Source organism: Burkholderia sp. 3C (genome assembly GCF_054589155.1).
In genome coordinates this window covers 1-14,607 of the sequence record NZ_BAAILN010000086.1, presented here as the reverse complement: position 1 = coordinate 14,607, position 14,607 = coordinate 1, and the positions used below count along the sequence as shown (strand labels likewise).

Sequence of the window (14,607 nt, the reverse complement as noted above, 5' to 3'; positions counted from 1 at the left end):
GCGCGGCCGGGCGCAGGGCGGCCCGGCCGATCTGCCGGCCGATGACGGCGAGCGTCATCGGCCGGGGTCAGGCGCTCGGCGCGTGCAGCGCCTGCCGAATCCGTTCGGCGCGGATCGGCAGATCGCGCATGCGCACGCCCACCGCCGCGAAGATCGCGTTGCCGATGGCCGGCGCGACCACCGTGGTGGGCGGCTCGCCCAGGCCCACCGGCGCCTCCGTGCTCGGCACGAAGGCGATCTCCATGGCCGGCACGTCGGCCATGCGCAGCGGCGTATAGGTATCGAGGTTCAGGTCCTTGACGTAGCCGTTCTCGAACCCGGTGCCTTCGTGCAGCGCCATGCTCAAGCCCCACAACGTCGCGCCCTGGGCCTGCGCCAGCGCGCCGCCCGGATCGACGATCGAACCGGCGTCGATCTCCATCCACAGCTTCTGCACCGTGACGCGGCCGGTCTGGCGATCGACCCTGACCTGCGCGACGCAGGCGCACCAGGTCGGCATCGCGCGCTCCTGCCCGAACGAGCTGGCAAGGCCGAGCCCCGTGTCGGGCGGCATGGCGCGGCCCCAGCCGGCGCGCGCGGTCACGCGCCGGATCACGTTGGCCTGCCGCAGCGCGCCGCCGGTCGCGCTCGGCGCCGAGCCGGTGTTGCGGCCGGCGCCGGTCAGATGCGCGAGCCGCAAGGCCAACGGATCGCGGCGCTGCGCGTGCGCCACCTCGTCGAGAAACGATTCGAGCGCCCAGTTGGTCCAGCCCGGCGCGACCGCGCGCAGCCAGCCGGGGCGGAAGCTCTTCTGCGCCAAATCGTTGTTGACGGCGCGCACGCGCAGCGCGCCCACGTCGTACCAGTGATCGGCGCCGGCGATCGAGAACGGGTCGTACGGCACGCCGTTGGTGCCCTTCTGCATATTCCCCGGGAACACCGTCAGGCTCGGCCAGCCCGCCACGGCGACATGCTCCATCGCCACGATCCGGCCGCCGCCGTCCCAGCCGAGCCGCAGCCGTTGCAGCGTGGGCGAGCGCAACGAATCGAGCCGCGTGTCGTCCTCGCGCGTCAGCACCATCTTGACCGGCCGCCCGAGCGCCTTCGCGGCCAGCGCCGCCGGCACCGCGTAGTCGCCGTTCAGCCGCCGCCCGAAGCCGCCGCCGATCAGGTAGGTGCGCATCACGATCCGCTCCACCGGCACCTGCAGCGCCTTGGCGAGCACCGGCAGGATGAAGCCCTGCGCCTGATTGCCGGTATGGATCTCGAACACGCCGGCCTTCTCGAACGCCACCGCGTTGACCGGTTCGAGCTGGAAATGCAGCACGCCGGTGGTGGTGTAGCGGCTGTCGAGCGTCGTGCCGGCGCGGGCCAGCCCGGCATCCACGTCGCCGCCGCCGGTGTCGAGCAGCGCGCCTTGATGCGGATCGGCGGCGAGCCCGGCGGCATGGCTGAACAGGTCCTGCTCGGAGACATTCGCGGTCTCGCCGTTCTGCCATGTCACCTTGACCAAATCGGCCGCGCGCAACGCCGCGTAGTAGGTGTCGGCGATCACCATCACCCAGCCCGGCACGGTGTTCGACGGATCGTCGAGCGCCACGCTGCGCAGGTAGCCGCGAATGCCGCGCGCCGCGCTGTCGTCGATGGCGAGCACCTTCGAGCCGTAGCGCGTGGGCGGCAGCTTGGGGCGCGCGTGGACCATGCCGGGAATCACCGCGTCGATGCCGTAGACGGCCGCGCCGGTGGTCTTGGCCGGCACGTCGAGCGCGGGCACCGGCTGGCCGATCAACCTGCGGCTCGCGGCCGGCTTGATCGGCAGCGCCTTGAGCTCGTCGGCGGAGAACTGCCGGCCGAGCCGGCCACGGCGCACGATCTCGCCATAGCCGATCGCGCGGCTGCCCGCATGCACCGCGCCGCCGCGCGCCACGCAGGCCGCGGCCGGCACGCCGAGCAGCGCCGCGCCCGCCTCCACCAGCGCGATCCGCCCGGCCGCGCCGGCCCGGCTGAACACCGGAAACGTGGCCCACACCGACGTGCTGCCGCCCGTGACCATGAAGCCCCAGCGCGGGTCGGTATCCACCCCGACGATCCGCACCGCGCCCCAGTCGGCCTCGAGCTCATCGGCCAGGATGCGCGCGATGGCGGTGCCGATGTGCTGGCCCATCTCGGCCTTCGGCACGTTCACCGTCACGATGCCCTGATGGTCGATGCCGAACCAGACGGTCGGCGCGAACCCGCCGCCCGCCGCGTCCTGCCCGCTGCCGGCGAGCACATCGAGCGCATGGGCCGGCGAGAAGCCGAACAGCGCGCCGGTCGCCGCGCTCGCCACCAGGAAGCCGCGCCGCGACAGGTTGACGGCCGCGCCGCCGTGTTGCACCCGGCTCATGACTTGCCTCCCGCCATCTCGCGCGCGGCCTGCTTGATGGCGTCGCGAATGCGCGAATACGTCATGCAGCGGCACAGGTTGCCGGTCATCACCGCATCGATGTCGGCGTCGCTCGGCGCGGGGAAATCCTTGAGCATCGCGACGGCCTGCATGATCTGGCCGGACTGGCAGTAGCCGCACTGCGGCACCTGCAGCGCCCGCCAGGCAAGCTGCACCGGATGCGCGCCGTGCGGGTCGAGCCCTTCGATGGTGGTGAGGTCGGCGCCCTCGACCGCGCCGAGCGGCGTCACGCACGAGCGCGTCGGCCGTCCGCCCACGTGCACCGTGCAGGCCCCGCACATGCCGATGCCGCAACCGAACTTGGTGCCCTTCAGGCCGATCTCGTCGCGGATGATCCACAACAGCGGGGTCTGCTCGTCGGCGTCGACCTGCACCGGCCGGCCGTTGATCTGAAACTGCGTCATCGAATTTCTCCGGGTCCGGCCGCGCGAATCGCGGCCACTTGCCTGGCCAGGTCCGGCCACGGCGCGCGGCCGGTGCGCGTGCTGCGCAAATAGCCGGCAATGCTGACGATGTCGTCGTCCGTCATGGCGTGCGCGAAACCCGGCATGACGATGCCCGGAGCGCCGTCCTGCGCGTTGATGCCGTACAGCATCACGCGGATCAGGTTCGACGGATCGTCGAGCTGCACGGCGCTGTTCAGGCCGAGTTCCGGCCGCTGCGGATTGACGTCCGGCGGCCGGTTGTAGTGGCACGAGGCGCACGCCGCCAGGAAGCGGCGGCCACCGGCGCTGTCGACCCGCGCGTGATCGAGCGCGTCCTGGCCCAGCGCGGCGGCCACGGCGGACGCCGCGCGATCCGCATGCGCATCGCCCGCGCCGAGCGATTCGACGTAGGTCACCAGCGCGGCCTGATCGTCGGCGTCGAGCGTGGCGAGCGCCTGCACGACCGGCGCCATCGGACCGGCCGCCGAGCCGTGATAGCGGCTCAGGCCGGTCACGAGGTAGTCGCGCAGTTCGGCCGAGGTCCACGGCACCGGCGCGGGATTCGCGGCGGTCAAGGGCGGCGCGAACCAGCCGTCGACGGCCGCGCCCTGGTATAAGCGGTTCGTCAATTCCTCGCCGAGCGGGCCGCGCGGCGTATGGCACGCCGAGCAATGGCTGAGGCTCTCGGCCAGGTAGGCGCCGCGATTCCAGCGCGGCGAGCGATCCTCGCGCGGCACGAATCGCGTCGGATGGAAAAACAACAGCTTCCAGCCGGCCTGCAACGCGCGAATCCCGAGCGGGAACGGCATCTCGTTCGGATGGTTCTGCGCATGCACCGGGGGGCGCGTCATGATGTACGCGTACAGCGCCTGAATATCGGCATCCGACAGTCGCGTGAAATGGTCGTACGGAAACGCCGGGAACAGATGCGAGCCGTCGCGCGCCACGCCTTCGCGCATGGCGCGAACGAACGCCGCTTCCGACCAGTCGCCGATGCCGGTTTCGCGGTCGGGCGAAATATTGGTGGAGTAGATCGTGCCGAAGCCGGTCTTCATCGCGTAGCCGCCCGCGAACGGCTTGCCGCCCGTCACGCTGTGGCAGCTTGCGCAAAAACCCGCGGCGGCGAGCTTCGCGCCCTGCCCGATCAGGACCGGCGAAAAATCCGCTGCGGCGGGCGTCGGCACGGCGTCGATCGCCGGCCGCCAGGCGAACGCGGCGAAGCCCGCCAGGCCCACGGCCAATACCGCCACCAGCCATGCCAGCCAACGCCGGTATCGCCCTGCCGCATTGCGCGACGAAGCCGGCCCGGCTTGCGGCAGCTCTTCCTTGTTTCTAGCCATGGATACGCGTTCCCGCCGGTGCAGACACTCTGAATCGATCCGGCCGCCGCATCGCGCGGCGGCCGGAAACTTGACGGCGCCACGTTAAGCGACGCCGGATTGACGGTCCATGCCGGAAACACACGGTTTTCCGGACATCGACCCGTGCGCGGCCCCGCTCAGTGCGTGCGCGCGTTCAGCTTCGACACCAGCACGTCGCCGAATTCCGGCGCGGACATCGGCTGCTGGCCCGTGATCAGTTCGCGATCGACGATCACGTTGCTGTGCCAGTTGGCGATCGTGTCGACGTGCGCGCCCGCTTCGGCCAGCGCGTTCACCGGATAGAACTGCACGTTGCCGCCCAGGCCGTTCGGGCCTTCGAGCTGTTCTTCCTCGCCGGTCGAGAACACCGTCAGGCGATAGCCCGCGTACGGCCAGCCCTTCGCGAGCGAATTGGCCTTGCCGTCGTTGGCGACCATCGAGGCGACGAACGCATCCGGGTCCGGCAGCGTGGACAGCAGCACGATCGGGCCGTGGCAGATGATCCCGGTGGGACGGCCGTTGTCGTGGAAGCCCACCAGAATCTTGCCGAGATTGCGATCCTTCAGCAGATCCACCATCGGTGCGTGACCGCCCGGGATGAACAGGCCGACGTAGCCGCCGGTGCCGCCCGCGACCACCGAGGCCAGCGTCTTCGGGTGCTTCAACTGGGCGATGCCTTGCGCGTACTTCAGCGCGTCGGCGCGGGCCGCCTCGTCGCCGCCGAAGAACATCTTGTTGTTCGAATTGGCGTCCATCACCGGCATGTCGCCCTTCGGGTTGGCGATCACCGGCTCGTAGCCCGCTTCCACCAGCTTGCGGTAAGGCACCACGAATTCGTTGAGGTAGTAACCCGTTTCGTACTTCTTGCCGTCGCGCAGGTCGAGCTGGTGCGCGCTCGACATCACCACCAGCACCTTGCCGCGCGATTGCGCCGAGGCACTCATCGGCAGGGCGAACGCGGTCGCGGTCGCGAGAATCGCCGCGCCGATCTTGAGCATGTTCTTCATCACAGTGTCCGTTGTCAGGTTGGGGGCTCAAGCGTCCAGCGCGTAGCGCGGCGCGGCCTTGGCGTTGGCGAATTGCGGCGCGAGCGCGCGGCGGTCGGCTTCCCAGCGGGTCCAGGCCTCGCCGTCGTGCAGCGTCGGGATCGTCACCAGCTCGCCTGCGTCGAGGCCGGCCAGCGCGGCATCCACCAGCACGGCGGCGGGCATCGTGCTGGCCGCTTCCTTCTGCTTCGCGTAGCCGGCCACATCCCAGAATTCGGTCGCGGTGGCGGCCGGCAGCACCGATTGCACGCGCACGCCCTTGCCTGCCAGATCGCGCTGCAGCGCATGGCCGAAGCTCAACACGTAGGACTTCGAAGCGCTGTACACGCCGTTCAGCATCTCGACGGCGATGCCCACCACCGAACCGATGTTGATGATGGTGCCCGCGCCGCGTGCGACGAAGGCCGGCGCGACCGCGTAGGTCAGCCGCGTCAGCGCGGTGATGTTCAGGTTGATCATCGATTCCATCGTGTCGACGTCGTCGTTCAGGACCGACGCGACCGAGCCGATGCCCGCGTTGTTGACCAGCATCGTGATGCGCGTGTCCTCGCGCAGCAGGCGCTCGATCTTCGCGAGCGCGGCCTTGTCGTTCAGGTCGGCGGCAATCGTCTCGATCGAGCGGCCCGTTTCCGCGGTGAGGCGGGTGGCCAGCGCGCTCAGGCGCTCCTGGTTGCGCGCCACCAGGATCAGGTCGTAGCCGCGCTTGGCGAGGCGGTCCGCGTAGATGGCGCCGATGCCGGCCGAAGCGCCCGTGATCAGGGCGAAACCTTTCGTGGAAGCAGTCATGGTGAATCCTTTTTGGTTGGGTGAACCGACAGGGCGTCGAGTCATGGCTGCATTCTGGCCGGGGCGACGCGCGCCCTCAATGTCGAATATGCAAGGATTTCGGACATCGCTTCCGGCTCGGTCGACCTGACCGGAAACCTTGCGGATTCGTCCTTGGGCGCGGCCATCGAATTCCCCAGAATCGGCTCCCTGCAACTGATCCGCACGGCGTGAGGCCTTCGATGGCCTCGCGCCGCGGCGCAATGAACGCAACGAGATCGAGCCAAGCCGATGAAGATAGGTATTCCCGCCGAAACCCGGCCGAACGAGGCGCGCGTTGCCGCGACGCCCGACACGGTCAAGCGTTATGTCGCCCAGGGGCATCGCGTGAGCGTGCAGCGCGGCGCGGGCGCCCTGGCCAGCCACCCCGACGACGCCTACGCGGCGGCCGGCGCCGAACTGGTCGACGCCGCGTCGGCGTTCGACGCCGAGCTGGTGCTCAAGGTCCGCACCCCGAGCGCCGAGGAGCTGCCGCTGTTCCGGCGCGGCGCGGTGCTGATCGGCATGCTGGAGCCGTTCGACGCCGCCAACGCGTCGCGGCTGGCCGCCGCCGGCCTGACCGCCTTCGCGCTCGAAGCCGCGCCGCGCACCACGCGCGCGCAAAGCCTCGATGTGCTGTCCTCGCAAGCCAATATCGCCGGCTACAAGGCGGTGTTGATCGCGGCCGAGCTATATCCGCGCTTCGTGCCGATGCTGATGACCGCGGCCGGCACGGTGAAGGCGGCCCGCGTGCTGGTGCTCGGCGCCGGGGTGGCGGGCCTGCAGGCCATCGCCACGGCCAAGCGGCTCGGCGCGGTGGTCGAGGCGTCGGACGCGCGGCCGGCCGTGCGCGAGCAGATCGAATCGCTGGGCGCGAAATTCCTCGACGTGCCGTACGAAACCGAGGAAGAACGCGAGGCCGCCGAAGGCGCCGGGGGCTACGCGCGGCCGATGCCGCCCGCCTGGCTGGCGCGCCAGGCCGCGCTCGTGCACGAACGCGCGCGGCAGGCCGACATCGTGATCTCGACCGCGCTGCTGCCCGGCCGCGACGCGCCCACGCTGCTGCCGGCCGAGGCCGTCGAGGCGATGCGGCCCGGCTCGGTGGTGATCGATCTGGCCGCCGGGCGCGGCCCGGTTGCCGACGCGGCCAGCGGCCGGCGCGGCGGCAACTGCCCGCTCAGCCAGGAAGATCGGGTGATCGACCACCACGGCGTGCGGATCTGCGGCTACACGAATCTGGCGGCCCGCGTGCCCGCGGATGCGTCCTCGCTGTACGCACGCAACCTGCTCGACTTCATGAAGCTGATCGTCACGAAGGAAGGCGTCCTGAACATCGATCTCGCCGACGACATCGTCGCGTCGACCCTGCTCGCACGCGACGGCGAGGTCGCGCGCGCATTCTGACCCGGAGCTTCGCGGTGGAAGTCATCAATCACACGGTCATCAACCTGACCATCTTCGTGCTGGCGATCTACGTCGGCTATCACGTCGTCTGGAACGTCACGCCGGCCCTGCACACGCCGCTGATGGCGGTCACCAATGCGATCTCCGCGATCGTGATCGTCGGGGCCATGCTCGCGACCGGCCTGACGGTCGGCGCGCAGGGCAAGGCGTTCGGCACGCTGGCCGTGCTGCTCGCGGCGGTCAACGTATTCGGCGGGTTCCTGGTGACGCGGCGCATGCTGGACATGTTCCGCAGGAAGGAACCGAAAGCGCGCGCGGACGCGGCGGAGCGTGCATGATGGCCCTCGATTTCATGAGCATGAACGTCGTCACGCTGCTGTACCTGATCGCCTCGGTGTGCTTCATCCAGGCGCTGAAAGGGCTGTCGCATCCGAAAAGCGCGCGGGCCGGCAGCGTGTTCGGCATGGCCGGCATGACGATCGCCGTCGTCACGAGCCTGGCGCTGATCGCGCAGCAAGCGGCGCGGCTCGGCGCGGACCTGACGCTGGGCCTCGCGCTGCTGCTGGCCGCGCTGATCGTCGGCGGCGGGATCGGCGCCTATCTCGCGGCGCGCGTCGAAATGACCAAGATGCCGGAACTGGTGGCCGCGATGCACTCGCTGATCGGCCTGGCCGCCGTCTGCATCGCCTATGCGGTGGTGTCCGAACCGGCCGCGTTCGAGCTGGCCGCCACCGGCGCGGCCGGCCCGGTCGCGATTCCGTACGGCAACCGCGTCGAGCTCGCGCTCGGCACGCTGATCGGCGCGGTCACGTTCTCGGGCTCGGTGATCGCGTTCGGCAAGCTGTCGGGGAAATACACGTTCCGGCTGTTCCAGGGCGCACCGGTCACGTTCCCCGGCCAGCACGCCTTCAACCTGCTGCTCGCGCTCGCGATGCTCGGCCTCGGCGCGGCGTTCATCGCCACGCAGGCGTGGCTGCCGTTCGTCGCCATGACGCTGATCGCGTTTGTGTTCGGCGTGCTGATCATCGTGCCGATCGGCGGCGCGGACATGCCGGTGGTGGTGTCGATGCTGAACTCGTATTCGGGGTGGGCGGCGGCCGGCATCGGCTTCTCGCTGAACAATCCGATGCTGATCATCGCCGGTTCGCTGGTGGGCTCGTCGGGCGCGATCCTCTCGTACATCATGTGCCGCGCGATGAACCGCTCGTTCTTCAGCGTGCTGCTCGGCGGCTTCGGCACCGACCCCGGCGCGTCGGCGGCCGGCGGGCGGCAGGAACAGCGGCCGGTCAAAGCCGGCTCGGCCGACGATGCCGCGTTCATGCTCGGCAATGCCGAATCGGTGGTGATCGTGCCCGGCTACGGCCTGGCCGTCGCGCGCGCCCAGCATGCGCTCAAGGAGCTGACCGACAAGCTCGTCGCGAAAGGCATCGACGTGCGCTACGCGATCCACCCGGTCGCGGGCCGCATGCCGGGCCACATGAACGTGCTGCTGGCCGAAGCGGAGGTGCCGTACGAACTCGTTCACGAAATGGACGACATCAACGGTGCGTTCGGCCAGACCGACGTGGTGCTGGTGCTCGGCGCGAACGACGTGGTCAACCCGGCCGCGAAGAACGACCCCAAATCGCCGATCGCGGGCATGCCGATCCTGGAGGCGTACAAGGCGCGCACCGTGATCGTCAACAAGCGCTCGATGGCGGCCGGCTACGCGGGGCTCGACAACGAGCTGTTCTATCTCGACAAGACGATGATGGTGTTCGGCGATGCGAAGAAGGTCGTCGAGGCGCTGGTCAAATCGGTGGAATGAGGCGGACCCATGGATCACCTTCAATCGATGCGCGCCTTCGTGGCGGTGGCGAAATTCCAGAGCTACACGAGCGCGGCGGAACATCTCAACGTGTCGCGCCCGGTTCTGTCGCGCACCATCCGCGAACTCGAGCAGCAGGTCGGCACGCGGCTGCTCAATCGCACCACCCGCAAGGTCTCGCTGGCCGAGGGCGCGCGCGATTATCTCGAGACCTGTGTGCGGATCATCGAGATGGTGGACGATGCCGAGCGCCGCCTGGCCGACGACACCACCTCGGAGTGCGGGCCGATCCGGATCGTGGTGCATCCGCTGGCGGTGGCCTCGGGCATCGCCACCGTGCTGCATGCGTTTTCCACGACCTCGCCGTGCGTCGAACTGCAGGTGAGCATGCAGGATGCGCCGCTGAACCTGGTCGACAGCGGCTGCGACGCCGCGATCTATCCGCCGGACCGGATCCTCAACAGCACCGTCGTCAACCGGCCGTTGTTCACGTCACGCAACGTGCTGGTGGCCAGCGAACCGTACCTGCGCAAGCACGGCCCGCTGCACACCTTGCGCGACCTGTCGCGGCACCGGCTGATCGACGGCCGCGAGGCCGGTGCCGAGTCGCGCGAATGCCTCGCACTCCATGACGAAGCGTGCCCGGCCTCGCTGGGCAAGGCGTATTCGGCGGTGCCGGGCCTGGTCGCGCGCGAGCTGGCGCTGGCCGGCACGGGGCTCGCCATGCTGCCGGAACTGACGGTGGCGGCCGATCTGGCGCGCGGCCACCTGCTGCGTGCCGGGCTCGGCGACGCGCTGAGCCTCGGCGAAATTTCGCTCGGCATCCAGTACCAGCGCTCGGCGTCGCCGCCGCGTCGCGTGCGCACGTTCATCGAGGCCTGCCTGTCGTATTTCCGCACGGTCAGCGCCGCGCATCATTTCAACCCGCATCCCGCGCCCGCCGTGTCGGCCGGGCGCGACCGCGCCGAATGAGCACGCGGGAACGCCACCATGGATAGCGTCGATCTCGAAGTCCTGCAATGCGGCGCGCGCTGGCTCGACGAGGGCCACCGCAGCCTGCTGGTCACGGTCGTGAAAACCTGGGGCTCCTCGCCTCGCCCGGAGGGCGCCATGCTGGTGGTGCGCGCCGACGGGCTGGCGGTGGGCTCGGTATCGGGCGGCTGCATCGAGGACGATCTGATCGAGCGCGTGAGGCGCACAGGCGTCACGCACGCCACGCCCGAGGTGCTGACCTACGGCATCAGCGCCGAGGAAGCGCACCGCTTCGGCCTGCCGTGCGGCGGCACGATTCAGCTCGTGCTGGAACCGCTGACGCCCGCCTCCGGCATCCGGGCGCTGCACGACGCCGTGCGCGGCGGCGCGCTGGTCGCCCGCACGCTCGACCTCGCCACCGGCCACGCCCGCCTCGCGCCTGCTACGGCCGACGCTGTACTGCGCTTCGACGGCCGCCGCCTGACGACGATCCATGGCCCGCGCTACCGGATGCTCGTGATCGGCGCGGGGCAGCTTTCGCGCTATCTCGCGCGCATCGCCGTGGGGCTCGACTATCAGGTGACCGTGTGCGACCCGCGCGACGAATACGGCGACACCTGGGATATCCCCGGCGTCACGCTGGTGCGGACCATGCCGGACGATACCGTCGCCGACATGCGGCTCGATGCGCGCTGCGCCGTGATCGCGCTGACGCACGATCCCAAGCTCGACGATCTCGCCTTGATGGAAGCGCTGAGGACCCCTGCGTTTTATGTGGGCGCGCTCGGCTCGCGCCGCAACAACCGGGCGCGCCGCGAACGCCTGCGGGAATTCGACCTGAGCGCGGCGCAGGTGTCGCGCCTGCACGGCCCCGCCGGCATCTATATCGGCAGCCGCACGCCGCCGGAAATCGCGATATCGATCCTCGCCGAGCTGACCGCCGCCCGGAACGGCGTCGCGCTGCCGGCGTTCGTTCAGATCGAGGCGGCCAAGGCGGCGCGGGAAGCCGCCTGAGCGCCGCGCCGATTCCGCTTGCCGCAACGCGCGCACGCACCCCCACTCACTCGCCACCGCTCATGTCGATTCATTTTTCATGCACCCGCTGCGGCCAATGCTGCCACGACCTGCGCCTGCCGCTCGCCGTCGACGAGGCCGCCGCCTGGCTGGCGCGCGGCGGCGCCGTGCAAGTGTTCTGCGACGCGATTCCGTGGCCGGCGGAGCCGCCCGGCGACCCGGTGCTGGTTCGCCATCGACGCCAACGCTCGTTCGCCGCGCACTGCGGCGCGCTGCCCGTGCGCGTGTCGGTCACGCTGGTGGCCGCGTTTGCCGGCGCCTGCCCGCACCTGCGCACCGACCTGACCTGCGGCGCGTACGAACAACGGCCACGCGTGTGCCGGATCTATCCGGCCGAGGTCAATCCGGCGGTATCGCTCGACCCGGCCGCGAAGGCCTGCCCGCCGGAAGCCTGGGCCTCCAGCCAGCCCGTGTTCCAGCGGGCCGGCACGCTGGTGGATGCGCAGACAGCCGACCTGATCGCGCAGTCGCGCCATGCCGATGCGCAGGACCGCATGACCAAGGCGTATCTGTGCGCCGAACTGGGCTACGATCGCGCGGCGCTGGCCAACGAGGGCTTCGTGATCTATTCGCCGGATCGCACGCGCTTGCGCGCGGCGCTCGATACGGCGCGCGAGGCGGCGTTGAGCGCGCGCGTTGCCGATGAGGATGGTGGCGATGGCAGTGATGGCGGCGAGACGAGCCGCGACCCGCGGTCTCCGCATGCATGGCGCTATGTCAGCAACCGGAGCGCGACGCTCGACACGCTGCGCGAGATCGATGCCGATGCGGAGCGCGTCGGCATGCAGCAGGCCGGTGATGCGTTTTCGTATTTGGGTTTCTTCGTTGAGGACGCGCCGGGTTGATTACGCCGACCCAACGCCCTGCAGCGTTTGCAGCACCTCCAGCAGCGCGGTTTTCGCCGGCCCCTTGAAGTACTTGCGGATCTCCCGCTCCACCCGCGCCTGCGCCTCGCGCCAATACGGCTGCGCTTCGGCCAGCACCCGAATGCCTTCGTCGCTCAAGCGCGCCACCTTGTAGCGCGCATCGTCATCAGGGGACGTCACCACCCAGCCCGCCTCGATCAGCGACTTGATGTTGCGCGAGATGGTGGTCTTGTCGAGCGCCACCTCGGCGGCGATCTCGTTGTAGGTGGCGGCTTCGAGCCGGTCGAGCGCGCGCAGCAGCGAAAGCTGCGTGATCTTCAGGCCGAGCGGGCGCAGCGTGTCGTCGTAGATTTGCGTCAGCGCATTCGCCGAACGCCTGAACTGGGTGCAATAGCATTCCGTGAACATGTCCCCTCGCCTTCCCTGTGCGGATTCGTGCAGCTCCGCCATGGTAGCGGGAAACCCCTTGAAACACGCATCCGCAGCGTACAACCAAGGGTTCTCACCGACACCGGATTCGCGAATCGATCTCTATACTGATGCACGTACATCTATTGATCAGCCGATTTTCGCTTCGATAGATGGTCGCTCATCCAATCGGGCCGGAACGCGGTTCGTGGCGAAACTCGCCCTCGCAAGCGCCCTATTTTGCATACGTATGCAAAATAGTCTGAAACCGATTGGACACATCACCGCCTCTCTCACCACGGAGCTTGAAAACCATGCCGATCATCGTTTGCACCACACGCGCAGGGCTAGACGTCGACATCAAACGGCAAATCGCCAGGGAAATCACCCAGGCCGTGCACAACACGATCCTGTCACCGATCAACATCATCAGCGTCGTCTTCAACGACCTGGCCGCCGAGAGCAGCTACGTGGGCGGCGAGCCCGGCAGCGATACGCTGATCATGTGCAACATCCGCGCCGGGCGCTCGGAGGAAGCGAAGGTATCGCTGGTCAAGCAGGTCAGCGCGATCTTCAGCCGGTGCGCCGGCATTCCCGAAACCCGCATCGAAACCGGCCTGCTCGAATACGTCGCCAAATACATCATCCGCGGCGGCCAGCAACTGCCCGATCCGCCCTACGCGTAAGGCGGCATGGCTCGCGGGAGCACGACACACAACAAGCATCGATTGCACAAGCATGCAGGCAGGAGACGAACGTGAATACATCCACCCCGGCTGAAGGCCACGGCACGAAGACGAAAATGTCGACGATCGCCGCGGCCAGTTTCATTGGCAGTACGATCGAATGGTATGACTTCTTCCTTTACGGCATCGCGTCGGCCATCGTGTTCGGCCCGCTGTATTTCCCGGGCAACAATCCGCTGACGGGCACGCTGCTCGCGTTCGGCACGTTTGCGGTCGGCTTCATCGCGCGCCCGTTCGGCGGCATCGTGGCCGGCCATCTCGGCGACCGGATCGGGCGCAAGTTCGTGCTGGTCGCCACGCTGCTGGCGATGGGCATCTCGACGGCCGTGATCGGGCTCGTGCCGTCGTTCGGGCAGATCGGCATGCTCGCGCCGGTCCTGCTGATCGCGTTGCGCGTCGTGCAGGGGCTGGCGGTCGGCGGCGAATGGGGCGGCGCGGCACTGATCGCGGTCGAACACGCGCCGCAAGGCAAGCGCGGGCTGTACGGCAGCTTTCCGCAAATGGGGCTGCCCGCCGGGCTGTGCCTCGCGACGGGCGCCATGGAACTGGTCAGCCGCTTGCCGGAAACCGATTTCCTCGCCTGGGGCTGGCGCATTCCGTTCGTGTGCAGCGCGCTGCTCGTCGTCATCGGCTTGCTGATCCGCCTGCGCATCGAGGAACCGCCGGTGTTCCGCGAGATCCTCGATTCGCGCAAGCAAGCCCGCCTGCCGATCCTGGAAGCGATTCGCCGCTTTCCCCGGGCGATCGTGCTGTCGGCGGGCCTGCGCTTCGCGGACAACATCCTGTATTACGTCTTCACGACCTTCGGCCTGTCCTACATGACGCGGCATCTGGGCTTGCCGCGCCGCATGGTGCTGGTCGCCATCCTGTTGGCGGCCGCGCTCGAACTGCTCACCAACCCGCTGTTCGGCGCGCTGTCCGACCGGCTCGGCAGAAAACCGGTGGTGGTGTTCGGCGCGCTGGTGGCCGTGCTCGCGCCCTACCCGTTCTTCCTGCTGGTCGGCACCGGCAACCCGCTGCTGGTGCTGCTGGCCGAGGTCATCGTGATCAGCATCGCGCACGCGGCCGTGTTCGCGCCGATGGCGGCCTGGTTCGCGGAGATGTTCAGCCCCGACGTGCGCTACAGCGGCGTGACGATCGGCTTCCAGCTCGGCGCGCTGCTCGCCGGCGCGCCGACGCCGGTGATCGCCACCACGCTGCTCGCGAAGTACGGCGATTTCGGCCCGATCGCGCTGTTCGCGATGGGCGCGGCTTTCATCACGCTGGTGT

14 protein-coding genes are annotated in these 14,607 nt (G+C 69.0%); 8 read left to right on the top strand and 6 right to left on the bottom strand.

Translation table 11 applies throughout. From position 1 onward, the window contains the following. Positions 1-67: 67 nt before the first annotated feature. From ACYP33_RS15080 to ACYP33_RS15060, 5 genes are all read right to left on the bottom strand, one after another. A complete protein-coding gene (locus tag ACYP33_RS15080) occupies positions 68-2,365 on the bottom strand; it encodes a xanthine dehydrogenase family protein molybdopterin-binding subunit (RefSeq protein ID WP_459622667.1) in 2,298 nt (765 codons plus the stop codon). Beyond that, the gene (locus ACYP33_RS15075) at positions 2,362-2,829 is read right to left on the bottom strand and encodes a (2Fe-2S)-binding protein (RefSeq protein WP_459622666.1); all 468 of its coding nucleotides are present in this window, start codon (positions 2,827-2,829) and stop codon (positions 2,362-2,364) included. Before ACYP33_RS15075 ends, ACYP33_RS15080 begins: the two co-directional genes overlap by 4 nt. Further along, entirely contained in the window at positions 2,826-4,190 is a 1,365-nt protein-coding gene (locus ACYP33_RS15070; protein ID WP_459622665.1) for a cytochrome c, read from the bottom strand. Before ACYP33_RS15070 ends, ACYP33_RS15075 begins: the two co-directional genes overlap by 4 nt. Before the next feature lie 158 nt (positions 4,191-4,348). Next, the gene (locus tag ACYP33_RS15065) at positions 4,349-5,218 is read right to left on the bottom strand and encodes a type 1 glutamine amidotransferase domain-containing protein (RefSeq protein ID WP_414448256.1); all 870 of its coding nucleotides are present in this window, start codon (positions 5,216-5,218) and stop codon (positions 4,349-4,351) included. A gap of 27 nt (positions 5,219-5,245) precedes the next feature. After that, a complete protein-coding gene (locus ACYP33_RS15060; protein ID WP_459622664.1) occupies positions 5,246-6,043 on the bottom strand; it encodes an SDR family NAD(P)-dependent oxidoreductase in 798 nt (265 codons plus the stop codon). Positions 6,044-6,313: 270 nt separating this feature from the next. Between ACYP33_RS15060 and ACYP33_RS15055 the strand changes: the two genes are divergently transcribed. The 6 genes from ACYP33_RS15055 (at position 6,314) to ACYP33_RS15030 (ending at position 12,163) form a co-directional block, all read left to right on the top strand. Continuing rightward, positions 6,314-7,465 (top strand): Re/Si-specific NAD(P)(+) transhydrogenase subunit alpha, encoded by a 1,152-nt coding sequence (locus ACYP33_RS15055; RefSeq protein ID WP_414448258.1) that lies wholly within the window; start codon positions 6,314-6,316, stop codon positions 7,463-7,465. Positions 7,466-7,479: 14 nt separating this feature from the next. Next, positions 7,480-7,803, top strand: coding sequence for an NAD(P) transhydrogenase subunit alpha part 2 (locus ACYP33_RS15050; RefSeq protein ID WP_459622663.1), 324 nt, complete (start codon positions 7,480-7,482; stop codon positions 7,801-7,803). Positions 7,804-7,817: 14 nt separating this feature from the next. Next, the gene (locus tag ACYP33_RS15045; RefSeq protein WP_459622680.1) at positions 7,818-9,272 is read left to right on the top strand and encodes an NAD(P)(+) transhydrogenase (Re/Si-specific) subunit beta; all 1,455 of its coding nucleotides are present in this window, start codon (positions 7,818-7,820) and stop codon (positions 9,270-9,272) included. A gap of 9 nt (positions 9,273-9,281) precedes the next feature. Further along, on the top strand, positions 9,282-10,244 hold the full coding sequence (locus tag ACYP33_RS15040; RefSeq protein ID WP_459622662.1) for a LysR family transcriptional regulator: 963 nt from the start codon (positions 9,282-9,284) through the stop codon (positions 10,242-10,244). A gap of 18 nt (positions 10,245-10,262) precedes the next feature. Then, positions 10,263-11,258, top strand: coding sequence for an XdhC family protein (locus ACYP33_RS15035; protein ID WP_459622661.1), 996 nt, complete (start codon positions 10,263-10,265; stop codon positions 11,256-11,258). A gap of 62 nt (positions 11,259-11,320) precedes the next feature. Next, complete coding sequence (locus ACYP33_RS15030; RefSeq protein ID WP_459622660.1) at positions 11,321-12,163, top strand: YkgJ family cysteine cluster protein; 843 nt, start codon at positions 11,321-11,323, stop codon at positions 12,161-12,163. Here ACYP33_RS15030 and ACYP33_RS15025 read toward each other — a convergent pair whose 3' ends face one another. Beyond that, complete coding sequence (locus ACYP33_RS15025; RefSeq protein ID WP_414441152.1) at positions 12,164-12,592, bottom strand: MarR family winged helix-turn-helix transcriptional regulator; 429 nt, start codon at positions 12,590-12,592, stop codon at positions 12,164-12,166. 272 nt (positions 12,593-12,864) lie between these two features. On the opposite strand from ACYP33_RS15025, the gene ACYP33_RS15020 reads away from it, so the two are divergent. Together ACYP33_RS15020 and ACYP33_RS15015 are read left to right on the top strand one after the other, a co-directional pair. Beyond that, a complete protein-coding gene (locus ACYP33_RS15020; protein WP_459622659.1) occupies positions 12,865-13,278 on the top strand; it encodes a tautomerase family protein in 414 nt (137 codons plus the stop codon). A gap of 71 nt (positions 13,279-13,349) precedes the next feature. Next, positions 13,350-14,607, top strand: a 1,258-nt coding sequence (locus tag ACYP33_RS15015; protein ID WP_459622658.1) for an MFS transporter, incomplete at its 3' end; no start/stop codon positions are given.